We start from the raw sequence: 23,963 nt of genomic DNA on the forward strand, positions 1-23,963 counted from the left end.
AACCATGTTGAAAATCGAAAACCTGCACGCCCGCGTCGAGGGCAAGGAAATCCTCAAGGGGCTCAGCCTCACCGTGAACGCGGGCGAGGTGCACGCGATCATGGGGCCGAACGGCGCGGGCAAGTCCACCCTGGGCAATGTGCTGTCCGGCCGCGACGGCTACGAGGTGACGGCGGGCACGGTGAGCTACAACGGCATCGACCTGCTGGCGCTGGAACCGGAAGCGCGGGCGGCGGCCGGCGTGTTCCTGGCGTTCCAGTACCCGGTGGAGATTCCCGGCGTCAACAACACCTATTTCCTGCGCGCGGCACTCAATGCGCAGCGCAAGCAGCGCGGCGAGAAGGAACTCGATTCGATGGCCTTCCTCAAGCTGGTGCGCGAGAAGCTGAAGGTGATGCAGATCTCCGACGAGCTGCTGCACCGTGCCGTCAACGAAGGTTTTTCCGGCGGCGAGAAGAAGCGCAACGAGATCTTCCAGATGGCCGTGCTGGAGCCGCAGCTGGCGATTCTCGACGAGACCGACTCGGGCCTGGACATCGACGCGCTGAAGCAGGTGGCGCAGGGCGTCAACACGCTGCGCTCGCCCGAGCGCGCGTTCCTGATGATCACCCACTACCAGCGCCTGCTCGACTACGTGGTGCCGGATTTCGTGCACGTGCTGGCCGACGGCCGCATCGTCGAGAGCGGTGACAAGTCGCTGGCCCTGCGGCTGGAAGAACAGGGCTATGCCGGCGTGAGGCACGGAGCGGTGGCATGACCCAGCCGGCCACCTTGCCCCTGGTCGAGTCGCTGCTCGACGCGCCGCTGCCGGCCAGCGGCATTGCCTGGCTGGATGCCGCGCGGCAGGAAAGTCGCGACGCGTTCGCCAGCACCGGCCTGCCCGATACCCGGGTCGAGGCGTGGAAGTACACCGCCTTGCGCGGCCTGGCCCAGCGCCGCTTCGCCCACGGCGACGCGGCCGCGTCCGGCCGCGCCGTCGATCCTTCGCTGCTGGCCCTGCCCGGCGTCGAGGGCGCGCGACTGGTCTTCGTCAACGGCGTGTTCCGGGCCGACCTGTCGATGCTGGACGCGCTGCCCGACGGACTCACCCTGCAGCCGCTGTCGCGCGTGTTGAAGGACGACGCCGAGCCGTTGCGCTTCGGCTGGTCGCGATCCGCTACCCGTGCCGAGGCGCACGGTGCCGCCGATGCCTTTGCGCGGATCAACGCCGCCAGCGCCGCCGACGGCATGGTGCTGCGCGTGGCCGCCCGCGCCACGATCGCGGCGCCGGTGCAGCTGGTCTTCGTCGGTGCGGACGGCGAGGGGGAACTGGCCTGGCATGCGCGCAACCTGATCGAGCTGGGCGAGGGCGCGTCGCTCACCCTGATCGAGCAGCACCTTGGCGACGGCGGTCAGGCACAACTGGCCACCTTCGTCAGCGACATCCATGTGGGCGCGGGCGCAAAGCTGCATCACGTCATGCTGCAGAACGCGGCGTCGGCGGCGAACCTGATCCGGCACAGCCATCTGCGCCTGCAGGCCCGCAGTGAAGCGATCCTGCACGTGGTCGAGCTGGGCGGCGCCCTGGTGCGCCACAACCTGCAGGTCGAACTGCTGGGCGACGAGGCGAAGCTGCACACGCGCGGCGTGTTCATGCCGCACGGTCGCCAGCACATCGACACCCAGCTGGCGATCCGCCACCAGGCGCTGAACACCGCTTCCAGCTCGAACTGGCGCGGCGTGGCCAACGATCGTGCCCGTGGCGTGTTCCGCGGCGCCATCGTGGTGGCGCCCGGTGCCGACGGCAGCGACGCCAGCCTCAGCAATAAGAACCTGCTGCTGTCGGCGGGTGCCGAGATCGACACCAAGCCCGAGCTGGAGATCTACGCCGACGAAGTGCAGGCCGCCCACGGCGCCACGGTCGGCCAGCTCGACGAGCGTTCGCTGTTCTACCTGCGCTCGCGCGGCATCCCGCTGGCTGAGGCGCGCGCGCTGCTGACCGCCGCGTTCTGCCGTGCCATGCTGGATGACCTGCCGAACCCCGGGTTGCGCGAACATCTGGCCAGCCTGCTGATCGCGCAATTGCCGGAATGATGTTTATCTCCTCCCCCTGCCTGCAGGGGGAGGCTGGGAGGGGGTAGTGCTCTCGCGGCAAAGAGCGACCCCACCCCAACCCTCCCCTGCAGGCAGGGGAGGGAGCCAACCGGATTCCCTTGAATGAACACCACAGCCAGGCCCGCCACCGTCTTCGACATCCAGCGCATCCGCGCGGACTTCCCGCTGCTGTCGCGCACGGTGCATGGCAAGCCGCTGGTGTATTTCGACAACGCGAACACCAGCCAGAAACCGTTGCCGGTGATCGAGGCGATGAACGAGCACTACCGCGAGCACAACGCCAACGTGTCGCGCGCGGTGCACCAGTTGGGCGAGGAAGCCACCGCGGCGTACGAAGGAGCGCGCGACAAGCTGGCGCGCTTCATCAACGCGCCGTCGCGCAACGAGCTGGTTCTTACCTCCGGCACCACCCAGGCCACCAACCTGGTGGCCTACAGTTATGCCCTGCCGCGGCTGCAGCCGGGCGACGCGATCCTCACCACGGTGATGGAGCACCACGCCAATATCGTGCCGTGGCAGCTGGTCGCCCAGCGCAGCGGCGCCACGGTGAAGGCTGCGCCGATCGACCAGCGCGGCGAGCTGATCCTCGAGCAGTACATCGCGATGCTGACGCCGGAAGTGAAGCTGGCCTGCGTCACCCAGGTTTCCAACGTGCTGGGCACGGTCAACCCGGTGCGCGAGATCGCCCGCGAGTGCAGGAAGCGGGGCATCGCGCTGCTGGTGGACGGTTCGCAGGCGGTACCGCACCGGCCGGTCGACGTGCAGGCGCTGGGTTGCGACTTCTATGCGTTGACCGGGCACAAGATGCTCGGCCCCACCGGCACCGGCGCGCTGTGGGCCAGGCGCGAGCATCTCGATGCGATGCCGCCGTTCTTCGGTGGCGGCGAGATGATCCGCGAGGTGCGTTTCGACGGCACCAGCTTCGCCGAGGCGCCGCACAAGTTCGAGGCGGGCACGCCGAACATCGCCGGCTTCGTGGGCCTGTCCGCCGCGATCGACTACTACCAGTCGGTGGGCTTCGAAGCGATCCATGCGTGGGAACAGCAGTTGCTGGCCTACGCCACCGAACGCCTGCGCGAGATTCCCGGCCTGCGCATCATCGGCGAGGCGGCCGAGAAGGAGCCGGTGATCTCGTTCCTGATCGACGGCACCCAGGCGACCGACCTGGCCACCTTGCTGGACCTGCAGGGGGTGGCGGTGCGTTCCGGGCATCACTGCGCGCATCCGCTGATGCAGTTCTTCGGCGTGCCTTCCACCTTGCGTGCCTCGCTGGCGTTCTACAACACGCGCGAGGAAGTCGATGCCTTCATCGTGGCCCTGCTCAAGGTGCGCAAGCTGCTGATGTGAAGCGGCCGGCTTTTCATGGCCGCAAGCATGGCTCTTCCGGCCCGCGCAAGGCATCATGGTCGGCAGCTTTCCCTGTGTAGTCCACCCATGCTTGCCTTCCTGCCTTCCGTGCTGCGCATCCCGCTGGCGATGCTGCTGCTCCTGCTGAATATCCTGTTGCACGTGCTGCCGCTGTTCGCCCTTGCGCTGCTCAAGGTGGTCATTCCGCTTGGCTTCGTGCGCCGCCCGCTTTCGCGCGCGCTGGTGCTGATCGCGGAAAGCTGGATCGGCGTCAACAACGTCCTGTTCGGCGTGTTCACCCGCATCCGCTGGCAGGTCGAGGGGCTGGAAGGACTGCACCGCGACCGGAGCTACCTGGTGCTGAGCAACCACCAGAGCTGGGTCGACATCCCGGTGTTGCAGAAGGTGTTCAATCGGCGCATTCCGTTCATGCGCTTCTTCCTGAAGCAGGAACTGATCTGGGTGCCGCTGTTGGGCCAGGCGTGGTGGGCGCTGGATTTCCCTTTCATGAAACGCTACTCGCGGCAGACCCTGCTGCGTCATCCCGAATTGCAGGGCAAGGATCGCGAGGCGACCCGCAAGGCCTGCGAGAAATTCCGGCACATGCCGGTGTCGGTGATGAATTTTGCCGAGGGCACGCGCTTCACGCCGGCCAAGCACGACGCGCAGTCGTCGCCGTATCGATACCTGCTGCGGCCCAAGGCCGGCGGCGTGGCCTTCGTGCTCGACGCGATGGGCGAGGCCCTGCAAGCGATCGTCGACGTCACCATCGTCTATCCGGAAGGCCCGTGCACGATGATGGACCTGATCGCCGGGCGCGTGCACGACATTCGCGTGCATGTGCGCGAGCGTGCGATCGATGCCGGCCTGCTCGGCAGCTACGACGAGGACGCGGCCTTCCGTGGCCGGGTCAAGGCGTGGATGAATGACCTGTGGAGCGACAAGGACGCCCAGGCCGCTCGCATGCAATCGGCCGCCGCCGGCACGACCAAGGGAGACTGACATGCGCATCCTGATCGTGGGTGCCGGCGCCACCGGCGGCTACTTCGGCGGACGCCTGCTGCAGCACGGACGCGACGTGACCTTCCTGGTGCGCGAAGCCCGCGCGCGGCAGCTGGCGCAGCACGGCCTGGTGATCCGCAGCGCCACCGGCGACGCCGAGCTGACGGCGCCGCCCACGCTGACCACCGGCGAGCTGCGCGATCCGTTCGACCTGATCGTGCTCGGCTGCAAGGCGTACGGGCTGGAACAGGCGATGACCGACATCGCCCCGGCGGTCGGGCCGCGGACGGCGATCCTGCCGCTGCTCAACGGCATGCGCCAACTGGACCTGCTGGATGCGAAATTCGGCGCCGAGCACGTGCTGGGCGGCCAGTGCGTGATCTCCGCCACGCTCGATGCGCACGGCGCGGTGCAGCACCTCAACACGCTGCACGGGCTCACCTTCGGCGAGCGCGACGGCAGCGCCTCGCCGCGAATGCAGGCCATCACTGCGGCCTTCGCCGACGCGGGCTTCGACTCGCGCCCCAGCAGCAACGTGGTGCAGGAGATGTGGGACAAGTGGATCTTTCTTGCCACGCTGGCCGGCATCACCTGCCTGCTGCGCGGCGCGGTCGGCGAGATCGTCGCCGCTCCCGGCGGTCGCGCGGCGACGCTGGCCCTGCTGGAGGAATGCCGCGCGGTGGCGGAGCGGGCAGGGTACGCGCCCGGCGAGCGCGTGCTGGAACGGGCCTGCGGCATCCTCACCGATCCGGCGTCGACGCTGGCCGCCTCGATGTTGCGCGATCTGCAGCACGGCCATCCGATCGAGGCCGACCACGTGATCGGCGACATGCTGGCACGTGCCGAGCGCGCTGGCGGCGAGACTTCGTTGCTGGCCGTCGCCTACGCGCATATGAAGGTCTACGAAGCGGGGCGCAAGCCGGACGCGTCTGCCTGAGCGGCAGGCTGTTGCAGATCATGGTGGAGGCGCCGGGCCACGCACTATGATTCGCGCATGACCGAACAGACGCTTCCCGTTTTCCGCCAGGCATCGAGTGCCGATGTCGACACCATCGTGGCCCTGGTCGAATCAGCCTATCGCGGCGAGTCCGGCCTGCGCGGCTGGACCACCGAATCGCACCTGCTCGACGGCCGGCGCACCGATGCGGCCGACGTCGGCGCGCTGATCGGACGCCCCGACAGCCGCATCCTGCTCGCCGAATGCGATGGCCGGATCAAGGCCAGCTGCCACATCGAGCGCCAGGGCGACGCCGGCTATTTCGGCATGTTCGCGGTCGACCCGAGCGGGCAGGGCAGCGGTCTGGGCAAGCAGGTGCTGGCGGAGGCCGAGCGGATCGCGCGCGAGGAGTGGCACTGCCGTGCGATGCGCATGACGGTGATCGTGCAGCGCGAGGAACTGATCGCCTGGTACGGCCGTCGCGGTTACCGCCGCACCGGCGAATACCAGCCGTTCCCCTATGGCGACGAGCGTTTCGGCATTCCCCGTCGCGACGACTTGCGCTTCGAAGTGCTGCGCAAGGACTTCGACGAGGTGGCGGCATGAACGGCTGGGTGAAAGTCGGCACCCGCAGCGACTTCCTGCCGGGCGAATACAAGGTGGTGTGGGACGGCGACACGCCGATCGCGGTGTACAACATCGACGGCGCGCTGTACGCGGTCGAGGACACCTGCACCCACGACGGCGGCGACCTGGCCGGTGGCGAAGTGTTCGGCTTCGAAGTGGAATGTCCGCGCCACGGCGCCCGCTTCGACCTGCGCACCGGCGCCGTGACCAAGCCGCCGGCCTACGAGCCGATCGCCAGCTTCCCGGTGCGCGAGGAAGACGGTGCGATCTGGACCCGCGACGACCGCTGACGAGCCGCGACAGGCGGAAAAACGCACGCTAGTTGTTGAGATTGATTCTTGTTTACTGTCTAATGGCAGCATCCGCGCGGCCGGCTCGCCGCCGCCGCGCATCGCATGAAATGGCCCTTGCCTGTCGCCGCACCCGCGCGGCGTGGCAGGGGTGCGAGCCACGGACACCGATGGGACAGTCGCCAGCACAACTCGAATCCGCCACACCGCAACGCCGCGCGTTCTGGATGCGGCAACTGCACCAGTGGCACTGGATCAGTTCGGCGCTGTGCCTGATCGGCCTGCTGCTGTTCGCACTGACCGGGATCACGCTGAACCATGCGCGGCAGATCGAGGCCACGCCGCAGGTGACTCATCGCAACCTCGTGTTGCCCACGGAGCTGCGTGTTGCGGTCGGCGGCGATGACGCGCGCAAGGCCGCGCTGCCGACGGCGGTGGGTGCGTGGCTCGACGATCAGTTGCAGGCGCACGTGGCCGGCCGCGTGGCCGAGTGGTCGGCGGACGAGGTCTACCTGTCGCTGCCGCGCCCCGGCGGCGACGGCTGGCTCAGCATCGACCGCGCCAGCGGCGCCGTCGAATACGAGCTGACCCGGCGCGGCGCGATCGCCTATCTCAACGACCTGCACAAGGGTCGCAACGCGGGCGCGGCATGGAGCTGGTTCCTCGACGTGTTCGCGTTGGCCTGCCTGGTGTTCGCGATCACCGGCTTGTTCCTGCTGAAACTCCACGCCGCGCGGCGCACCTTCACCTGGCCGCTGGTGAGCCTGGGCCTGGTGCTGCCGGTGGTGCTGGCGCTGCTCTTCATCCATTGAACGGAATTCCCGCGATGCGTCGACTGCTGCTTTCCTGTTTCGCCCTGGCCCTGGCCACCCCGCTGGCCGCGGCCGAGCTGAACCTCACCGTGCAGATTCCCGAGCAGAAGGTGGCCGAATACCACCGGCCGTACACCGCGATCTGGATCGAGCGCGCCGACCGCAGCGTGGCTGCCCAGCTGGCCGTTTGGTACGCACAGAAGGACAGCAAGGAGGGTGCCGGCAACAAGTGGCTGCCCGACCTGCGCCAGTGGTGGCGCCGCGGGGGTCGCGAGCTGGCGTTGCCCGTGGATGGCGTCTCCGGCGCCACCCGGCCCGCCGGGCAGTACCAGTTGAACTTCGTCGACGGCCAGGCGCCGCTGGGCACGCTGGCCGCGGACGATTACGTGCTGGTCGTGGAGGCCGCCCGCGAAGTCGGCGGGCGCGAAGTGGTGCGTGTGCCGTTCACCTGGCCGGGTGCCACCACGCAGCACCTGACCGCGCGGGGCAGCAGCGAACTCGGCGCGGTCAGCCTCGACATCAACCCGTGAATCCTGTTACCGAATTGCCCGGAGTGAACATGCACAAGCGCACCCTGAAATGGATCGTCCTGGCCGCGGCAATCGCCGCACCGCTGGCGGCGCAGGCGCACAAGATGTGGCTGCTGCCGTCGGCCACCAATGTCGCCGGCGCCGATCCGTGGGTCACCGTGGATGCGGCGATCTCGAACGACCTGTTCCATCCCGACCATCACGCGGCGTCGCTGGAGCAGCTGGTGATCACCGCACCGGACGGCCAGACGGCCAAACCGGCGAATGAGGCCGTCGGCAAATATCGCAGCGTGTTCGACCTGCAACTGAACCAGCAGGGTACCTACAAGCTGGCGCTGGTCAGCAGCGGCCTGTCTGCCAGCTACGAGCTGGACGGCCAGAAAAAGCGCTGGCGGGGCAAGGCCGACGAACTGCGCTCGGCCATCCCCAGCGCGGCGAAGAACGTGCAGGTGACAGCGTCCAGCAACCGGGTGGAAACCTTCATCAGCAACGGCAAGCCGAACGAAACCGCGCTGAAACCCACCGGGCAGGGCCTGGAACTGGTGCCGGTCACCCGCGTCACCGACCTGGTCGCCGGCGAACCGGCCACATTCCAGTTGCTGCTGGACGGCAAGCCGGCCGGCGACCTCCGGGTCAGCGCGATCGCCGGCGCCACCCGCTACCGCAACGCACAGGACGAGATCACCGCGCAGACCGGCAGGGACGGCAAGTTCCAGCTGACCTGGCCGCATGCGGGGATGTACTGGATCAACGCCGCGACGCAGGACGGCAACAGCGGCAGCAAGCTCGCCAGCAAGCGCCGCCTGTCGTATACGGCGACGCTCGAAGTGCTGCCCGAGTAAGCAGGATGCCGTTGCTGCGCCTGGCCGTCTGTTTGATCTTCATGACTGTCGCTGCGCCGGTGGCGGCGGCGCAGTTGCAGCGTCTGGACGGCCAGACCATGGGCACCACCTGGTCGGTCCAGCTGGTGCTGCCGTCCGCGCAATCGGCGGAACAGGTGCGGCGGGGCATCCAGGCCGAACTGGATCGCGTGGACGGCCAGATGAGCACGTACCGGCCGCAGTCGGAGCTGTCGCGTTTCAATCGTGCGCCGGCCGGCAGCTGGCAGGTCCTGCCGCCGGAGTTCTTCGAGGTCTTGCAGCATGCGTTGCAGCTGGCGAAGGATAGCGACGGCGCGTACGACCCGACCGTGGGACCGCTGGTGAATCTGTGGGGCTTCGGCCCCGACCAGCGGCCGCGGCAACCGCCGACGGTAGCGGCGATCGAGCAGGCGAAGGCGCGGGTCGGCTGGTGGAAGCTGAAGCTCGATCCGGTCGCTCATCGTGCATGGCAACCGGGCGGGGTCTGCGTGGACCTGTCCGCGGTGGCCAAGGGTTACGGCGTCGACCAGGTCGGCCGCTACCTGCAGCGGATCGGTGCGACGACGTGGCTGGTCGAGGTCGGTGGCGAACTGAAGGCGCACGGTCGCAAGCCGGATGGCATGCCATGGCGGGTCGGCATCGAGCGGCCCGGTGCGGCAGCCGGCGCGGTGAACGCCGCCGACGAACTGGTACGCACGATCGAACTGGACGAGCGCGCGATCGCCACCTCGGGCGACTATCGCCACGTGTTCGAGGACAACGGACGGTTCTATTCGCACCACATCGATCCGCGCAACGGCTGGCCGGTGCCCCACCAAGTGGCCTCGGTCAGCGTGCTGGCCGACGACGCCATGCAGGCTGATCCGCTGGGCACCACGCTCAGCGTGCTCGGCGCCGAGCGCGGCATGGCCTACGCGCGCCGACACGGTCTGGCCGTGCTGATGATCGTGCGCACCGCGCAGGGTTTCGAGCAGCGGATGTCGCCGGCGTTCGCGGCGGAACTGCGCCGATGAAACCGGTCGACGCGATCACGGCACGGCGCACGCTGCTCGGCAACGCGATCCTGCTGGGCGGCTTCGGCCTGCTCTCGGCGCTGTTGCTGTTGCTGCATGTGGAGGGACTGCACTGGCGCGACCCGGGCGGCGAGCGCTGGCTCGATGCCGCGCTGGTGCTGCTGGCATGGCTGGGCCTGCTCGGCTGGCTGCGTCATCGGCAAGCGGTGGCGCCGCGCAAACCCACGAAGATGCTGGACATGACGGCCGGCCGACCAACGGCGGTGGCGGATCGCGCCGCCGTCACCCCGCAGGCGGCGGCGGACACCACGGTGCGCGTGATCTACGCCAGCCAGACCGGCTTCGCCGAACAACTGGCGCAGCAGACCCTGCAAAGCCTGCAGGCGGCCGGCATGGCGGTGCGCCTGGACGGCATCGACGGGGTCACCGTCGACGACCTGCGCCGCGCCAGCCGCGTGCTGTTCGTAGTCAGCACCACCGGCGATGGCGAACCGCCCGACATGGCGCTGGCGTTCAATCGGCAGGCCATGTCGCAAGCGCAGGCGCTGGCCGGCCTGCGCTATGGCCTGCTGGCGCTGGGTGACAGTGACTACGAGGATTTCTGCGGCTTCGGTCGGCAGCTGCAGCGCTGGTTGCAGGCCAGCGGCGCACAGGCCTTGTTCGATCCGGTCGAAGTGGACAGCGAGGACGAGGGCAGCCTGCGCCACTGGCAGCATCACTTGGCGACGCTGTCCGGCGTCAACGATCTGCCCGACTGGCAGGCGCCGAAGTACCAGCGCTGGCGACTGGTCGAGCGCCGCCTGCTGAATCCCGGCAGCGTGGGCGATCCCTGTTTCCACCTGGCATTGCAGCCGCTGCAGGGCAGTGCCAGCTGGCAGGCCGGTGACCTGGTCGAAATCGGCCCCTGCCATCCGGCCGAACGGGTGGCGGCATGGTTGTCGGCGCAGTCGCTGGATGGCCGCGTGCCGGTGTCGTACCGCAAGCAGCGGCAGCCGCTGGCCGAACTGCTGGCGCGTTGCCGCCTGCCCGAAGCGGATGCGGTCGACGGGCTGGATGAAGAGGCGGTAGCGGCATTGCTGCAGTGGCTGCCGCATCGCGAGTATTCGATCGCCTCGCTGCCGGACGATGGCGCGATCCACCTGCTGGTGCGCCAGATGCGCGGCCGCGGCGGTTATCTCGGACTCGGTTCGGGCTGGCTGACCGGGCATGCGCCGATCGGCGCCGAGATCGCCTTGCGCGTGCGCGGCAACAGCAACTTCCATGCACCGCGCGATGGGCGGCCGATGATCCTGATCGGCAACGGCACCGGGCTGGCGGCACTGCGCGCCTTGCTGAAGGCGCGCATCGGTGCCGGGCACCAGCGCAACTGGCTGCTGTTCGGCGAACGGCAGCAGGCGCACGATTTTCTCCATCGCGACGACATCGAATGCTGGCTCGCGGCGGGCTGGATCGAGCGCGCCGATTTCGCCTGGTCGCGCGACCAGGCCGAGCGCATCCACGTGCAGCAGCGACTGCGCGAGGCGGCCGATGACTTGCTGGCATGGGTCGAGGCGGGTGCGGCGATCTACGTCTGCGGCAGCCTCGACGGTCTCGCGCCCGGGGTCGACGCGGTGTTGAACGAGGTGCTGGGAGCGACGCGGGTCGAGCAGTTGCGCCAGCACGGCCGTTACCGGCGCGACGTCTACTGACGCGCCGGCATCCCACCACCGGCAGGAACTTTCGCTCGCCACGCATGACCTATGGCCTATGCCCCGTTTCCCTGACGGGCGCAATCTGTGGGGATTGTCCAGGGGAGTGACAAACATGCGGCGAATTGCACGCAAGTGGGGGTATTTGTGTGCCGTGACCTTGTCGGTCGCGGCATGTCCGGTCATGGCGCAGACGCCTGCGTCCGCCAGCACGACGGCCGGCCAGGTGATGGCTCCGGCCAGTGCCGGTGCGGTCGCCGCCGACATTCCGTTCGTCTCGGCAGATGCGGCGAATTTCCAGGTGCCCAGCGCACCCGACGCGTGGGGTGGCCCGCGTGGCGAGCATCCGGCCACGCTGTCCGACCAGGTGGTGAGCTACACCATCCAGGCCACGCTGGACCCGGCCACGCACACGGTCGACGCGAAGCAGACGATGACCTGGCGCAACCGCAGCAACCAGCCGGTCAGCAAGATCTACCTGCACCTGTACCTCAACGCGTTCGAAGGCCCGGGCAGCACGTTCTTCACCGAGCGGCGCCTGTTCTCCGGCAGCGGCCACTCGCGCGGCAACGCCGACCTGAAGAAGGGCGAGTGGGGCTACATCGAGTTGAACAAGGTGCAGCAGGGTGGCCAGAACGTGAGCTGGCGTTTCGTGCAGCCCGACGGCGGCCCGAAGACCGACAAGACCGTGGTCGAGCTCGACCTGCCGCAGGCGGTGCCGGCGCAGGGCACGCTGAGCCTGGACATCGACTTCCACGACCAGCTGCCGCGCGTGGTCGAGCGCACCGGCTGGTTCGGTGACTTCCATCTGGTCGGCCAGTGGTTCCCGAAGATCGCGGTGCTGGAATTGCCCGGCGAGCGCGGTGCCACGGCGCCGCGCTGGAACGCGCACGAGTTCCACTTCCACAGCGAGTTCTATGCCGACTACGGCAACTACGACGTCAAGCTGACCGTGCCGAAGGGTTACACCGTGGGCTCGGTAGGCGAGGAGCAGGGCGCGCCGGTCGAGAGCGGCGACAAGGTCACCCACCACTTCGTGCAGACCGATGTGGAGGACTTCGCCTGGGTCGCCGCGCCGGGCTACAAGGTGCAGCGCACCAGCTGGACCGGGCCGGGCAGCCCCAAGGTCGACGTGCAGGTGATCTATCCGCCCGAGTACGAGGCGAGCGCGCAGCCGGTGCTGAAGGCCACCACCGATTCGCTGACCTATTTCTCCGACACGCTGGGCCCGTATCCGTACAGGACGATCACCGCCGTGGTGCCTCCGTACAACGCGGGCGAGGCTGGCGGCATGGAATACCCGACCTTCTTCACCGCCGAGGGCTACGACAAGGTCACGCCCGACACGCTGAGCCAGTACGCGATCGATTTCGTCACCATCCACGAGTTCGGCCATGGCTATTTCATGGGCCTGCTCGGTTCGAACGAATTCGAGGAGCCGATGCTCGACGAGGGCATGAACCAGTACTGGGACGATCGCATGTTGGTCGATCGCAAGCAGGACATCTGGGCCACCACGTCGTTCTTGAGCAAGCTGGGTTTTGCACCGCGGCTGACCCCGTTCGAAGCCGAGCGGCTGTCTGGTGTCGTCGGCATCGGCGTGCCGGCCGATTCGCTCGACTCCAACTCGTGGGACCGCATGTCCAGCAGCAGCTACGGGTCGGTGTATTCGCGTACCGCGGCGACCATGCGCACGCTGGAGAACCTGCTCGGTCACGAGGTGATGGGCAAGGCGATGAAGCTGTACTACGAGCGCTGGAAGTTCCGCCATCCCGACGCCGCCGACCTGCGCGATGCACTGGCCGAGGGTTCGGGCCAGCCGGAGCTGGTGCATGCGATCTTCGCCTCACAGGTCTACGGCACCGACAAGGTCGACGCCAGCGTGATCTCGATCGACAACGAGGAACAGGTGCCGCGCACCGGTACCGTGATTCGCGACGGCAAGCGCGTCACCCTGACCGCGAAGGGCGTCGACAAGCAGATCGACGACGCCCGCGCGGCCTGGGACAAGGCGCACAAGGACGCCAGGCATGGCGGTCCATATCCGTGGCTGTCGACGATCACGGTGCGCCGCACCGGTGCGGCGGTGCCGCGCACGGTGCTGGTGAAGTTCGCCGACGACAGCAGCGAGACGGTGAAGTGGGACGACGCCAGTCGCTGGAAGCGGATCAGCTTCACCAAGCCGGTCAAGGCGGTGTCGGCCACGGTGGACCCCGACCGGAAGATCGTGCTGGATGCCAATTCGCTCAATGACAGTCGGACGATCAAGGCCGATGGCGCAGCCTCGCGCCGCTGGAGTGCGGATGTCGCCTCCTTCTTTCAGACTTTCTACGCCTTGATGGGGACGCTGTGATGAAGACCGGACGCATTTCACGCCGCGTGGATTCGGCCGCCCTGATGCGCGCGCCGTTCGCCGCCATGCAGTGGCGGTTGCTGCTGCTGTGGGTATTGCTGCTGCTGTTGCCGACGGCGGTGGTCAGCCTGCCGATCTGGCGCGCGCTGAGCAGCGTGCTGGATCATTCGATCCATGCGCAGGAGTGGGCGACACGCTTCAACGGCAGCATGTTCAGTGACGTCATGACGGCACTGAACATGTCCAACTGGTTCGGCGGCATCGCCTTGCTGGGCATGTTGCTGACCGCCCTGCTGTCGCCATTCCTCACCGGCATGGTGGTGGGCACCGGCCGCGCGGGTCGCACGCTGGGCTTCAGTCATTTGCTCCAGTGCGGCATCGTCGAATACGGTCGCATGTTCCGCCTGATGCTGTGGTCGATCCTGCCCTACGTGGTGATGGGCGCCCTGATCGGCGTGGCGATGCACATGGCCGACGACGTGGGTGACAAGGCCGTCCTGCAGTCGCAGGCCGACCGGGCCTCGCACCTGGCGCTGTTCGTCGCCGGCGTGCTGTTCGTGCTGGCCCAGTCGATTGTCGAGTCCAGCCGCGCCGCGTTCATCGCGGATAGCGGGCTGCGTTCGGCCACCCGCGCCCTGGGCCGCGGCTTCATGCAGTTGCTGCGTCGTCCGCTCAGCACCTTGCTCAGCTATCTGCTGATCAGCGTGGTCGGCTACGCGATCGCCATGGCGATCGGCATCGGGCGGGTGAACACGCCTGCGGTGGGCGTGGCCGGACTGGTCATGGCCGTGCTGTTGGCCCAGTTGGTGGTGCTGGTGATCGGCTGGATGCGGGTGGCGCGCCTGTTCGCGCTGGCCGAGGTGGCCCGCTCGCTGGTCTCGTCGCGCTCCGCCAGCGGGTTGCCGCCAGCGCTTTGATGACGGGGCGGAGGGCGGTCACGCCCTCCGCCATTTGTTGGCGCTGGTTTTCCGGCGCGCCAGCGGAGAGCCGGGTCGTGGAGCTCAGCCGTAGGCGCGGTGCGGCTCGCGATGCGGCGGGTAGTAGGCAAACACGTGGCTGTGACTGCCGTAGAAGTCCATGTCTTCGATGTGCTCGCCGCCCAGCCTTTCGGCGACCCGGTCCGAAGCTTCGTTGCCGATGCGCACCAGGCTGATCACCCGCTGCGCGTGCAGCTGGTTCCAGGCGAACTCCAGCACCGCCGTTCCCGCCTCGGTGGCGTAGCCGTGGTGGCGGTGTTCGGGCTTGAGCATCCAGCCCATTTCCAGGTCGGGCCAGCCATCGGGATACATCAGGCCGGCGCGACCGATGAACTCGCCGGTGGCTTTCAGTTCCAGCGCCCACATGCCGCAGCCGCGCAGTTGCCAGTGGCCCAGCAGCATGGCCAGCGAGCGCCAGGCATTGGTGCGGTCCAGTGGCTGGCCGTCGCCGATCCAGCGGGTGCTGGCAGGGTCGGCCAGCATCGAGGCGTAGTCGTCGAAATGACGTTCGGTCAGCGCAGTCAGGCGCAAACGCGCCGTTTCAATGGTTGGGATATCAAACATCACGATCAGCGGTGGGCGGCAACCAGCAGTTCGGCCAGTGCATGAGTGCTGCTGGCGAGGCTTTCTTGCCAGGACAATCCGGTGATTGTCTCACCTGTGACCGAATCGACAAAATCCTCGGCCTGGCCCGGCGGCAGCAGGTGCCGGTAATCCACCGTGATCTCGGTCCCCGGCGGGAGCTCGGCCAGGGCAAACACGAAGCCCAGGTGCCACAGCCCGTTGGGTGCGAAGCTGTGGTTGATGTAGCACTCGTCGGGCCAGTCCGGCGACAGCGTGTAGCGATCCTCGAACCAGCGGGCGCTGGCGTGGAACTGCGCGCGCAGCTCCGCCGAGGCCATGATGTCGGCGTAGCGGAAGGTCTGCGTGATGGCGTCCGGTGCGGTGATGATGCTGCCCGCAGCCACCGTTTCGTCGAGGAACAGCCCGTTGCCGGCGCCGTGGATGGCCGAAGCGGCAATGTGATAGCGCGGCAGGATCATGACCGGGATGGCGGTGAGCTGGGCGCGCGAGTGTAACGCAAGCGGCGCGGCCCGCCATGGACCGCGCCGCCACTGCCGGCCTGCCGGGGCTGCTTATTTCTCGCTCGCGGCCTTCCTGCTCTTGTGGGCGGGTTTGGCGGGAGCGTCGGCCTGGGCGACCGCCTCGGGCGTGTCCCCCGCCTCCAGCTGGATCGCGCTGCGATTGCGCTCGATCGTGGCCTTGCCGATGCCCTTGACGTGCTTGAGGTCGTCGGCCTTCTTGAACGGGCCGTGCGCCTCGCGCCAGGCCACGATGGCCTCGGCCTTGGCCTGGCCGATGCCGTCCAGCGACTTGGCGATGGTGGCCGCATCCGCCTGGTTGATGTTGACCGGGGTGGCCGCCAGCAGCAGGCCGGGCAGGGCGAGGGTCAGCGCGAGCGCAACAGCGACGAGTTTGTTGAACATGGGCTTTCTCCTTGGGCGGTGGTCACGGCATCCGTGTGCCGTCGGCGCACTATCCCGCCGCCGCCCGGCCCCGCGCAGTCGGAAGTGCGACAGGCCGTGCGTGCGTGATCGTCGTGCGCCCGTGTGGGGCGCAGCCCGCCGGTTGTCGGTGCGACGGAAGCGCGCTGGTACAATGGCCCACTTGTCTGCCTGCTGGAGTGATACCGATGGATACTGCCCGCCTCTCGCGTTTTGTCAGTGGCCTCTGGGACGACGAGATCGTGCCGCAGCTGGTGGAATACATCCGCATTCCCAACAAGTCGCCGATGTTCGACAAGGACTGGGTGGCGCACGGCTACATGGACGCGGCGGTGAAGCTGATGGAAACCTGGGCGCGCTCCAAGTTGGGCCAGCTGCCGGGTGCCACGCTGGAAGTGGTGCGGCTGGAAGGGCGCACGCCGCTGATCTACATCGAAGTGCCGGGCACCGGCGACGACACCGTAATGTTGTACGGCCACCTGGACAAGCAGCCGGAAATGACCGGCTGGGCCGAGGGCCTCGGCCCGTGGACGCCGGTGATCAAGGGCGACAAGCTGTATGGCCGCGGTGGCGCCGACGACGGCTACGCGATCTTCGGTTCGCTGGCCGCCTTGCTGGCGCTGCACGAGCAGGGCATCCCCCACGCGCGCTGCGTGGTGATGATCGAGGCCTGCGAGGAATCGGGCAGCTACGACCTGCCGTTCTACGTCGACCACCTGGCCGAGCGCATCGGCAGCCCGTCGCTGGTGGTCTGCCTGGATTCGGGCTGCGGCAACTACGATCAGTTGTGGCTGACCACCTCGCTGCGCGGCATGACCGGCGGCAACCTCAGCGTGCAGGTGCTGGAAGAAGGCGTGCACTCGGGTGACGCCTCCGGCGTGGTGCCGTCCAGCTTCCGCATCCTGCGCGAGTTGCTGTCGCGGCTGGAGGATCCGGCCACCGGCACGATCAAGCCGAAGGAGCTGTACGTCGACATCCCGCAGCAGCGCATCGACCAGGCCAAGCTGTCGGCCGAGGTGCTGGGCGACGACATCTACGACAAGTTCCCCTGGGTCGAGGGCATGCAGCCGGTCACCAAGGACCTGGCCGAGCTGGTGCTCAACCGCACCTGGCGTCCGCAGCTGGCGGTGACCGGCATCGGCGGCATCCCGCCGCTGGAAAGCGCCGGCAACGTGCTGCGTCCGTTCACCTCGGTGAAACTGAGCCTGCGCGTGCCGCCCACGCTGAGCGGCGCCAAGGCCGGCGAGTTCGTCAAGCAGCTGCTGGAGAAGGACCCGCCGTACGGCGCCAAGGTCACGTTCACTCTGGAAAAGGACGGCTCGGGCTGGAACGCGCCGGCGCTGTCGCCGTGGCTGGAACAGGCGGTCAGCGACGCCTCGCAGAACCACTTCGGCGCACCGGCCACCTACATGGGCGAGGGTGGCAGCATCCCGTTCATGGGCATGCTGGGCGAAAAATTCCCCCAGGCACAGTTCCTGATCACCGGCGTGCTGGGGCCGCATTCCAACGCCCACGGCCCGAACGAGTTCCTGCACATCCCCACCGGCAAGAAGGTCAGCATGGTGGTGGCCGAGGTGGTGGCGAAGCACTTCGCGCAAGGCTGAGAGCGAGGAGTGAGAGGAGAGGGGTGAGGAGTGGGAGAAGGCCGCGTCACGCCTCGCTCCTCTCTCACTCCTTGCTCCTCATTTCTCACTCCTTATCCCGCGGAGTCCGCAAGATGCCTACCCCCTCCCACCTCGCCGCCAACTGGTCCGACATCCGCCGCCGGGTGGATGAGGCCTGCCGTGCCGCCGGGCGCGACCCGGCCGAGGTCGACGTCCTCCCGGTCAGCAAGACCTTTGGGCCGGAGCTGATCCGGGCCGGCGTGGCGTTGGGCATGCACCGCTTCGGCGAGAACAAGGTGCAGGAGATCCGCGACAAGTCGCCGCTGCTGGCCGACTGCGGCATCGACTGGGTGATGATCGGCCACCTGCAGACCAACAAGGCGAAAGACGTGGCGCGGCTGGCCAGCGAAGTGCAGTCGCTGGACCGGCTGGAACTGGCCGAGGCGCTGGATCGGCGGCTGCAGCACGAGGGTCGCGGCATCGACGTGCTGGTGCAGGTGAAGACCTCCGTCGAGCCCAGCAAATACGGTCTCCCGCCTGAACAGCTGGCCGACTTCCTGAACGCCTTGCGCGGCTACGACAGCTTGCGCGTTCGTGGCCTGATGACCCTGGCCATCCACTCCGTCGAAGCTGACGAGGTACGGACCTGCTTCCGGCTGCTGCGCGAGCTGCGCGACCGGTCCATGCTGCAAGGTCATGATATTCCACGGTTATCCATGGGGATGAGCGGTGATTTCGGACTCGCCATCGCCGAGGGGGCGACTGAGGTGCGGATCGGCACGGCGATCTTCGGCCAGCGCTCCTACCCGGACTCGCACTACTGGCCCGAAGCCGGCGCCTGAACCATTATTTCAATAGAAATCATTGGCTTGTATAAAGTGTGTGCGCTATCCCGATTTTTCGGAACGGCAGAGTTCAGTTAACCTCAATCCAACATCTGCACGCCATCTTCTTGTTAAGTTCACTCCATCGTCACGTCGTCGGCACCTGCTGCGCGGCCAATCCTGTGAACAACAAGGGATTTTTCCCAGCATGTCCTTCAAGCACCTGACTGCCGCCACCGCGCTCCTTTCCGTGCTGCTGGTTTCCGCTCCGCTTCAAGCGAAGTCCCTTGCTCCCCTCGCCGCCGTTGCCGGCCAGACCGCCACGGCGGCTCCCGCCGTGCTCGATGATGCCGCGATCGCGCGCGTCAGCGCACCGCTGCTGGGGCAGTTGCCGGTATTCAATCCGACGGCCGGGCTGGCCCAGGCCGTGGTTCCCGACGCCGGCGCCATGATCGTCGAGAAGGCCCCCGTTGCCGCCGACACCAGCGAGCAGAGCGCCGCCGCTGCCAAGGTCAGCGCCAACATCACCGACCTGCGCAAGTCGTTGCTGGTCGTGGCGATGGGCTTGCGCGACACCCGTTACGTCCGCGGCGGTCGCGACCCGTCCACCGGCTTCGACTGCAGCGGTTTCGTGCGTTATGTGTTCGCCCATGCGGTGGGCATGCAGCTGCCGCGCAACTCGGCCTCGCAGTTCCTGGCCGGCCTCAAGGTCAAGCGGGCCGACATGCAGCCGGGCGACCTGGTGTTTTTCCGTACGCATGGCAAGCGCGCCATTTCGCACGTGGGCATCTACATCTCGAACGGTCGCTTCATCCATTCGCCGGCCACCGGCAAGTCGGTGGAGATCTCCAGCCTGAAGGAAGGCTACTGGGCCAAGCGCTTCGCCGGCGCCAAGCGCCCGGAAGCGATGGCGCAGGTGGCCGACAAGGGCTGAGCGCGGCCGCACACGTTTTCCGTGGAGCCGCCGCGAGGCGGCTTTTTTCTGCCCGCCGTGGCTGAACGAAAGCGGCGCGGCGCGGTCATCAAGCGAAGCCACCCACGCCTTGCCAAGGCACTCTCCGGAACCTGTTGATGCCTTTTGACCTGCCGCCCGTGACCCGCAACCTGCTGATCGCCAACGTCGCGGTGTTCCTGCTGCAGAAGGTGATGGGGCAGGCGTTGCTGATGAACTTCGCGCTGTGGCCGCTGGGTTCGGGCCTGTTCGGGGTGTGGCAGATCGTCACCAGCGCGTTCATGCATGGCAGCCTCGCCCACATCGCGTTCAACATGATCGCGCTGTACATGTTCGGCGGCACCATCGAGCGCACCTTCGGCGTACGCAATTTCACCATCTACTACTTCGTCTGCGCGATCTCCGCCTCGCTGTTGCAGCTGGCCGTGCTGTGGTTCTTTCCGGGCCAGGTCGGCCCCACGCTGGGCGCGTCGGGCGCGATCTTCGGCCTGCTGCTGGCGTTCGGCATGCTGTATCCGCAGGAGAAGGTGATGCTGATCTTCCTGCCGATCCCGATGCCGGCGTGGCTGTTCGTGAGCCTGTACGCCGCCGCGGAGCTGACCATGGGCGTGACCGGCATCGAGCCGGGCGTCGCCCACTTCGCCCACCTCGGCGGCATGCTGGGCGGCATCGTGCTGATCCAGTACTGGCGCGGGCGGCTGCCGTGGAAGTCGCGGCGACGCCTGCTGCGCTGAGCGCTGAAGCAGCCCTGCGAGGTTCGGGCAGGGGCCGGCGTCAGCGCAGGGCGAGGAAGTCCGCGCTGACCACGAAGCGTACGGCGTCCAGGCGCAGCCGCGACTGCGGCAGGGCGCCCAGCAGTTCGGAACGTTCGGCGACGACCGCGGCGATTTCCGCCTCGCTGACCGATGGATTGACCGCACGCAGCGCCAGCAGCCGCGACAGCTCGGCATCCAGCGTCGTGGTGGCCAGGTCGGTGGCTTCCTCGATCCGCGTCTTCGCCTGCACGCCGGCCAGTGCCTCGGCGCGCTCCAGCATCGGCGGCACCAGCTTGCCCAGGAACTTGCGGTAGCGCACTACCTCGATGTTGCGGTCGCCCGCCTTGCGCAGCGCGATGTCGCTGGGCTCGAAATCGGCGCGTTCGGCGAGCCGGGTGTCCACCGTGACCACGATCGGCAGGATCGGCAGGAAGCGCTCGGCGTCGAGCCGGCGATCGGCGACGCACTCGAGCAGGAACACCGCCTGCAGCAGCGCGCTGCGCGGCGGCAGCGCGTCGTCGACCATGAACGCGGCGTTGCCCTGCTCGCCGGACAGCGCCAGGTCCATCGCGCCGGCGACCAGCGGGTGGTCGAGCCGCAACAGCGGCAGTTCCTCGCGGGCCAGCGCCACGTCGCGCACGAAGGTGACCGATTGCGGGCCGTCGGCGAAGCCGGGCAGGGCATCGGTGGACAGGTATTGCGGATCGAGCAGCAGGACCTGGCCGCCCAGCTCCTCCGGATGGATGCCGAACGCTTCCAGCAGGCGCTGCACGAAGGCGTCGCGGGCGGGGTCGTGGTCTTCGCGGGCGAATGCCTGCTGCAGTTCGTCGGCGTGCAGGTCGCGGGTGGCGGCCAGTTCCAGCAGGTGGTCGCGGCCACCGCGGATCAGCTCGGCCATCTGTTCATGGCTGGCATGGGTTTCGGCCAGCAAGGCGTCCAGTTCCTGGTCGCGGTTGTCGTCGCCGCGGGCGTGCTCGTCGGCCAGCCGGGTCAGCAGCTCGCCGTAGCGGCGCAGCAGTTCGCGGCCGTCGGCCGGGCTCATGCGGAACGCGTCGACGCCTTCGTCGTACCAGCGGGCCAGCACGTGCTGGGCGCTGTCGGCCACGGCCAGGATGTGGATGTTGATGTCGTGCTTCTGGCCGATGCGGTCGAGTCGACCGATGCGCTGTTCGAGCAGGTCGGGGTCCAGCGGCAGATCCCACAGGATCAGCCGGTGCGCGAACTGGAAGTTGCGCCCCTCCGAGCCGATCTCCGAACACAGCAGCAATCGCGCGCCGTCAGGCTGGGCGAAGTAGGCGGCGTTGCGGTCGCGCTGGATGATGCCGAGGCCTTCGTGGAAGCGCGCCACGCCGACGCCGCTGCGGGTGCGCAGCACTTCTTCCAGCGCCAGCACCTTGGCCTGGCTGCGGCAGATCAGCAGGAACTTGTCCTGCGGGTGTTGCTCCAGCAGGCCGATCAGCGCATCCACCCGCGGGTCGGCGCTGTAGTCGACCTCGATCAGCGCCGGCGGCTGCAGGATGTCGGCATGGAACTCGGCCAGCAGCGACTGGCGCGTGCTTTCGTCCACCGTGTCCGCGTCCAGCAGGTGCCATTCGGGCAAGCGCTTCGGGAAGCCGCCCACGCCGGCGCGGTTGTTGCGGAACATCGCGCGGCCGGTGCCGTGGCGATCGATCAGCGCGGCCAGCAGTTCGCGGGCATTGGCCGGGCTGGTCGAGTCGGCCAGTCGCTCGGTGAGCGCCGCGTCGCCGTGGAAGGCGTCGGCGAGGGTGGCGCGCTGCAGGTCGTCCAGCGGCTCGCCGTCGAGCAGCCGGTCGGCGATCTTCGACAGCGCCTGGTAGGTATCGGCCTCGGCCAGATAGCCGTCCAGATCGTGGTAACGCTGGGGGTCGAGTAGGCGCAGGCGGGCGAAGTGGCCGCTGCGGCCGAGCTGTTCGGGGGTGGCGGTGAGCAGGATCACGCCGGGAATCGCTGCGGCCAGTTGCTCCACCATCGTGTAGCGCGGGCTGGCCGCTTCCGGCGACCACGCCAGGTGATGGGCTTCGTCCACCACCAGCAGGTCCCACGGCGCTTCCAGCAATTGCTTCGCATATTTCGGCGAGCTTTCCAGGAAGCCGAAGTCGGCGATCACCAGTTGCTCGTCCTCGAACGGATTGCTGGCGTCGCCGGCCTGTTCGAGTGCCTCGCAGCGCTCCTCGTCGTAGATCGCGAAGCTGAGGTTGAAGCGGCGCAGCATCTCGACGAACCACTGGTAGACCAGGGTGTCGGGCAACAGCAGCAGCACCCGCGAGGCGCGGCCGGTGGCGAGCTGGCGCGCGATGATCATGCCCGCCTCGATGGTCTTGCCCAGGCCGACCTCGTCGGCCAGCAGCACGCGGGGCGGCCGACGGGCGGAGGCAATCCCGGCCACGCGCAGCTGGTGCGGCACCAGTCCGATCCGCGCCGCGCCCAGGCCCCACATCGGCGAACGGCGCGCCTCGGCGCGCCGCTTCAGGCCTTCCAGGCGCAGCTCGAAGTGCGCCACGGTGTCGGTGCGGCCGCCGATCAGGCGGTCGTCGGCCTGGCTCACGCTCTGCTCGTCGTCGAGCTGGCCTTCCTCCAGTTCGCGCCCTTCGCCCCGATAGATCAGCAGTTCATCGCGGATCTCCACCCGCTCGACCAGGAACGCGATGCCCTTGCCGGCCACGCGCTGGCCGGCGCGGAACTCGGCGCGCAGCAGCGGCGCCGAATCCATCGCGTAGGGGCGCAACACCCCGGCCTTGGCGAACAGCACCTGCACGCCGCGTCCCTCGACGCGCAGTACGGTGCCGAGGCCGAGCTCGGGTTCGGCGGAGGAGATCCAGCGTTGACCAGGAACAAACATGTTTCAGCCGCGTTTTGCAGGGGGTCGACAATTATCCGCTCCGCGGCGCGCGGTGGGAACCGTTGTCTGCAGTCGGCCCGGCTCAGCGCCTGTGAAGAAAACCACTTCCTGTGGTTTTCTTCCATCGCATGTCCGGTACATGCCCGGACGTGCTCACGCGAATCAGTCACTTGTGACTGCTCCGCGACCGGCCGTCCGTGGCCGGCCTGAGAGGTTGAAAAACTCAACCTCTCAGGTCTCCGACCACTGCCGCAGCAGGTTGTGGTAGACGCCGGTCAGTTGCAGCACCGCCGCCGGATCGGCAGCCGTCTGCGTCAGGCGCTGGATCGAGCTGTCCAGTTCGAACAGCAGGCGACGGCGGCTGTCGTCGCGGACCAGGCTTTGCACCCAGAAGAACGAGGCCACCCGCGCGCCGCGGGTCACCGGGGTGACCCGGTGCAGGCTGCTGGACGGGTAGACGATCAGGTCACCAGCCGGGAGCTTCACCTCGTGCTCGCCGTAGGTGTCGTTGACGATCAGCTCGCCGCCGTCGTACTCGTCCGGTTCGCTGAGGAACAGCGTGCAGGACACGTCGCTGCGCAACTGCGCGTCGGCGGACAGCGCCATCACCGCGCCATCGACGTGGAAACCGTATTCGCCGCCGCCTTCGTAGCGGTTGAAGCGGGGCGGCAACGCGCGCAATGGCAAGGTCGCCGCGTGATACAGCGGGTTGCCGGCCAGAACGCGCAGGATCAGCTGGCCCAGTTGCAGGCGCAGCGGCGACGCATCCGGCAGTTGCCGGTTGCGCTTGACCTTCGCCCCCTGCGCGCCGACGGTCTCGCGGCCGTCGGTCCAGTCCGCTGCATCCAGTTCCGCGCGGATCCGGGCCACCTGTTCGTCAGTGAGTACGTCGGGGATGTGCAGCAGCATGGCGGTTTCCTGAAACCCTGCTCC

General features: G+C 67.9%; 23 protein-coding genes. 18 read left to right on the top strand and 5 right to left on the bottom strand.

What is annotated here, in order from left to right; all coding sequences use genetic code 11:
• Window positions 1–4: 4 nt before the first annotated feature.
• The 14 genes from sufC (at window position 5) to ASD55_RS05925 (ending at window position 14,470) form a co-directional block, all read left to right on the top strand.
• Window positions 5–757, top strand: coding sequence for a Fe-S cluster assembly ATPase SufC (gene sufC / locus ASD55_RS05860; RefSeq protein WP_056764284.1), 753 nt, complete (start codon window positions 5–7; stop codon window positions 755–757).
• On the top strand, window positions 754–2,073 hold the full coding sequence (gene sufD / locus ASD55_RS05865) for a Fe-S cluster assembly protein SufD (RefSeq protein ID WP_056764285.1): 1,320 nt from the start codon (window positions 754–756) through the stop codon (window positions 2,071–2,073). Before sufC ends, sufD begins: the two co-directional genes overlap by 4 nt.
• A gap of 123 nt (window positions 2,074–2,196) precedes the next feature.
• On the top strand, window positions 2,197–3,441 hold the full coding sequence (locus ASD55_RS05870; protein ID WP_056764287.1) for a cysteine desulfurase: 1,245 nt from the start codon (window positions 2,197–2,199) through the stop codon (window positions 3,439–3,441).
• A gap of 87 nt (window positions 3,442–3,528) precedes the next feature.
• Window positions 3,529–4,443, top strand: a complete 915-nt coding sequence (locus tag ASD55_RS05875; RefSeq protein WP_056764289.1) for an acyltransferase — start codon at window positions 3,529–3,531, stop codon at window positions 4,441–4,443.
• 1 nt (window position 4,444) lies between these two features.
• A complete protein-coding gene (gene panE / locus ASD55_RS05880; protein ID WP_056764291.1) occupies window positions 4,445–5,380 on the top strand; it encodes a 2-dehydropantoate 2-reductase in 936 nt (311 codons plus the stop codon).
• Between the two features lie 57 nt (window positions 5,381–5,437).
• Window positions 5,438–5,986: a GNAT family N-acetyltransferase gene (locus tag ASD55_RS05885; protein WP_056764293.1), complete on the top strand. Its 549-nt coding sequence runs from the start codon at window positions 5,438–5,440 to the stop codon at window positions 5,984–5,986.
• The gene (locus tag ASD55_RS05890) at window positions 5,983–6,297 is read left to right on the top strand and encodes a non-heme iron oxygenase ferredoxin subunit (RefSeq protein ID WP_007804550.1); all 315 of its coding nucleotides are present in this window, start codon (window positions 5,983–5,985) and stop codon (window positions 6,295–6,297) included. The genes ASD55_RS05885 and ASD55_RS05890 overlap by 4 nt, the downstream gene beginning before the upstream one ends.
• 170 nt (window positions 6,298–6,467) lie before the next feature.
• Window positions 6,468–7,109, top strand: coding sequence for a PepSY-associated TM helix domain-containing protein (locus tag ASD55_RS05895; RefSeq protein WP_056764295.1), 642 nt, complete (start codon window positions 6,468–6,470; stop codon window positions 7,107–7,109).
• Between the two features lie 14 nt (window positions 7,110–7,123).
• Window positions 7,124–7,639: a DUF2271 domain-containing protein gene (locus ASD55_RS05900; protein WP_056764297.1), complete on the top strand. Its 516-nt coding sequence runs from the start codon at window positions 7,124–7,126 to the stop codon at window positions 7,637–7,639.
• A 29-nt stretch (window positions 7,640–7,668) separates the two neighbouring features.
• Window positions 7,669–8,481 carry a DUF4198 domain-containing protein gene (locus tag ASD55_RS05905; RefSeq protein ID WP_056717971.1) on the top strand — a complete coding sequence of 271 codons (813 nt, stop codon included), beginning with the start codon at window positions 7,669–7,671 and terminating at the stop codon, window positions 8,479–8,481.
• A 5-nt stretch (window positions 8,482–8,486) separates the two neighbouring features.
• On the top strand, window positions 8,487–9,512 hold the full coding sequence (locus tag ASD55_RS05910; RefSeq protein ID WP_056764299.1) for an FAD:protein FMN transferase: 1,026 nt from the start codon (window positions 8,487–8,489) through the stop codon (window positions 9,510–9,512).
• Entirely contained in the window at window positions 9,509–11,200 is a 1,692-nt protein-coding gene (locus tag ASD55_RS05915) for a sulfite reductase flavoprotein subunit alpha (RefSeq protein ID WP_056764301.1), read from the top strand. Before ASD55_RS05910 ends, ASD55_RS05915 begins: the two co-directional genes overlap by 4 nt.
• Before the next feature lie 184 nt (window positions 11,201–11,384).
• Window positions 11,385–13,553, top strand: a complete 2,169-nt coding sequence (locus ASD55_RS05920; RefSeq protein ID WP_082542648.1) for a M1 family metallopeptidase — start codon at window positions 11,385–11,387, stop codon at window positions 13,551–13,553.
• Entirely contained in the window at window positions 13,553–14,470 is a 918-nt protein-coding gene (locus tag ASD55_RS05925; RefSeq protein ID WP_056764305.1) for a hypothetical protein, read from the top strand. The genes ASD55_RS05920 and ASD55_RS05925 overlap by 1 nt, the downstream gene beginning before the upstream one ends.
• 84 nt (window positions 14,471–14,554) lie before the next feature.
• Here the strand turns inward: ASD55_RS05925 and ASD55_RS05930 are convergent, their stop codons facing one another.
• The 3 genes from ASD55_RS05930 to ASD55_RS05940 form a co-directional block, all read right to left on the bottom strand.
• On the bottom strand, window positions 14,555–15,094 hold the full coding sequence (locus tag ASD55_RS05930; protein ID WP_056764307.1) for a GNAT family N-acetyltransferase: 540 nt from the start codon (window positions 15,092–15,094) through the stop codon (window positions 14,555–14,557).
• A gap of 5 nt (window positions 15,095–15,099) precedes the next feature.
• Window positions 15,100–15,573, bottom strand: a complete 474-nt coding sequence (locus ASD55_RS05935) for an SET domain-containing protein (protein WP_056717908.1) — start codon at window positions 15,571–15,573, stop codon at window positions 15,100–15,102.
• Between the two features lie 93 nt (window positions 15,574–15,666).
• Window positions 15,667–16,017, bottom strand: coding sequence for a helix-hairpin-helix domain-containing protein (locus ASD55_RS05940; RefSeq protein WP_056764309.1), 351 nt, complete (start codon window positions 16,015–16,017; stop codon window positions 15,667–15,669).
• Between the two features lie 206 nt (window positions 16,018–16,223).
• Between ASD55_RS05940 and ASD55_RS05945 the strand changes: the two genes are divergently transcribed.
• From ASD55_RS05945 to ASD55_RS05960, 4 genes are all read left to right on the top strand, one after another.
• Complete coding sequence (locus tag ASD55_RS05945; RefSeq protein ID WP_056764311.1) at window positions 16,224–17,639, top strand: M20 family metallopeptidase; 1,416 nt, start codon at window positions 16,224–16,226, stop codon at window positions 17,637–17,639.
• A 113-nt stretch (window positions 17,640–17,752) separates the two neighbouring features.
• Window positions 17,753–18,481 (top strand): YggS family pyridoxal phosphate-dependent enzyme, encoded by a 729-nt coding sequence (locus ASD55_RS05950; protein ID WP_056764312.1) that lies wholly within the window; start codon window positions 17,753–17,755, stop codon window positions 18,479–18,481.
• 190 nt (window positions 18,482–18,671) lie between these two features.
• Window positions 18,672–19,397, top strand: a complete 726-nt coding sequence (locus ASD55_RS05955) for a C40 family peptidase (protein ID WP_056764314.1) — start codon at window positions 18,672–18,674, stop codon at window positions 19,395–19,397.
• Window positions 19,398–19,534: 137 nt separating this feature from the next.
• On the top strand, window positions 19,535–20,149 hold the full coding sequence (locus tag ASD55_RS05960; protein ID WP_056764316.1) for a rhomboid family intramembrane serine protease: 615 nt from the start codon (window positions 19,535–19,537) through the stop codon (window positions 20,147–20,149).
• Between the two features lie 40 nt (window positions 20,150–20,189).
• Here the strand turns inward: ASD55_RS05960 and rapA are convergent, their stop codons facing one another.
• Entirely contained in the window at window positions 20,190–23,030 is a 2,841-nt protein-coding gene (rapA, locus tag ASD55_RS05965; protein WP_056764318.1) for an RNA polymerase-associated protein RapA, read from the bottom strand.
• 231 nt (window positions 23,031–23,261) lie between these two features.
• On the bottom strand, window positions 23,262–23,939 hold the full coding sequence (locus ASD55_RS05970; RefSeq protein WP_056717901.1) for a Fe2+-dependent dioxygenase: 678 nt from the start codon (window positions 23,937–23,939) through the stop codon (window positions 23,262–23,264).
• Window positions 23,940–23,963: the final 24 nt, after the last annotated feature.

It is taken from the genome of Rhodanobacter sp. Root561, assembly GCF_001427365.1.
Classification (GTDB): domain Bacteria; phylum Pseudomonadota; class Gammaproteobacteria; order Xanthomonadales; family Rhodanobacteraceae; genus Rhodanobacter.

What these genes read in the sequence shown, in the direction of transcription:
- sufC (WP_056764284.1), top strand. Translation starts at nt 5, where the DNA reads ATGTTGAAAATCGAAAACCTGCACGCCCGCGTCGAGGGCAAGGAAATC.
- ASD55_RS05900 (WP_056764297.1), top strand. Translation starts at nt 7,124, where the DNA reads ATGCGTCGACTGCTGCTTTCCTGTTTCGCCCTGGCCCTGGCCACCCCG.
- ASD55_RS05885 (WP_056764293.1), top strand. Translation starts at nt 5,438, where the DNA reads ATGACCGAACAGACGCTTCCCGTTTTCCGCCAGGCATCGAGTGCCGAT.
- ASD55_RS05870 (WP_056764287.1), top strand. Translation starts at nt 2,197, where the DNA reads ATGAACACCACAGCCAGGCCCGCCACCGTCTTCGACATCCAGCGCATC.
- ASD55_RS05920 (WP_082542648.1), top strand. Translation starts at nt 11,385, where the DNA reads ATGGCGCAGACGCCTGCGTCCGCCAGCACGACGGCCGGCCAGGTGATG.
- ASD55_RS05945 (WP_056764311.1), top strand. Translation starts at nt 16,224, where the DNA reads ATGGATACTGCCCGCCTCTCGCGTTTTGTCAGTGGCCTCTGGGACGAC.
- ASD55_RS05905 (WP_056717971.1), top strand. Translation starts at nt 7,669, where the DNA reads ATGCACAAGCGCACCCTGAAATGGATCGTCCTGGCCGCGGCAATCGCC.
- ASD55_RS05895 (WP_056764295.1), top strand. Translation starts at nt 6,468, where the DNA reads ATGGGACAGTCGCCAGCACAACTCGAATCCGCCACACCGCAACGCCGC.
- ASD55_RS05930 (WP_056764307.1), bottom strand. Translation starts at nt 15,094, where the DNA reads ATGTTTGATATCCCAACCATTGAAACGGCGCGTTTGCGCCTGACTGCG.
- ASD55_RS05950 (WP_056764312.1), top strand. Translation starts at nt 17,753, where the DNA reads ATGCCTACCCCCTCCCACCTCGCCGCCAACTGGTCCGACATCCGCCGC.
- ASD55_RS05955 (WP_056764314.1), top strand. Translation starts at nt 18,672, where the DNA reads ATGTCCTTCAAGCACCTGACTGCCGCCACCGCGCTCCTTTCCGTGCTG.
- ASD55_RS05910 (WP_056764299.1), top strand. Translation starts at nt 8,487, where the DNA reads ATGCCGTTGCTGCGCCTGGCCGTCTGTTTGATCTTCATGACTGTCGCT.
- rapA (WP_056764318.1), bottom strand. Translation starts at nt 23,030, where the DNA reads ATGTTTGTTCCTGGTCAACGCTGGATCTCCTCCGCCGAACCCGAGCTC.
- ASD55_RS05890 (WP_007804550.1), top strand. Translation starts at nt 5,983, where the DNA reads ATGAACGGCTGGGTGAAAGTCGGCACCCGCAGCGACTTCCTGCCGGGC.
- ASD55_RS05960 (WP_056764316.1), top strand. Translation starts at nt 19,535, where the DNA reads ATGCCTTTTGACCTGCCGCCCGTGACCCGCAACCTGCTGATCGCCAAC.
- ASD55_RS05970 (WP_056717901.1), bottom strand. Translation starts at nt 23,939, where the DNA reads ATGCTGCTGCACATCCCCGACGTACTCACTGACGAACAGGTGGCCCGG.
- sufD (WP_056764285.1), top strand. Translation starts at nt 754, where the DNA reads ATGACCCAGCCGGCCACCTTGCCCCTGGTCGAGTCGCTGCTCGACGCG.
- ASD55_RS05935 (WP_056717908.1), bottom strand. Translation starts at nt 15,573, where the DNA reads ATGATCCTGCCGCGCTATCACATTGCCGCTTCGGCCATCCACGGCGCC.
- ASD55_RS05925 (WP_056764305.1), top strand. Translation starts at nt 13,553, where the DNA reads ATGAAGACCGGACGCATTTCACGCCGCGTGGATTCGGCCGCCCTGATG.
- ASD55_RS05915 (WP_056764301.1), top strand. Translation starts at nt 9,509, where the DNA reads ATGAAACCGGTCGACGCGATCACGGCACGGCGCACGCTGCTCGGCAAC.
- ASD55_RS05875 (WP_056764289.1), top strand. Translation starts at nt 3,529, where the DNA reads ATGCTTGCCTTCCTGCCTTCCGTGCTGCGCATCCCGCTGGCGATGCTG.
- ASD55_RS05940 (WP_056764309.1), bottom strand. Translation starts at nt 16,017, where the DNA reads ATGTTCAACAAACTCGTCGCTGTTGCGCTCGCGCTGACCCTCGCCCTG.
- panE (WP_056764291.1), top strand. Translation starts at nt 4,445, where the DNA reads ATGCGCATCCTGATCGTGGGTGCCGGCGCCACCGGCGGCTACTTCGGC.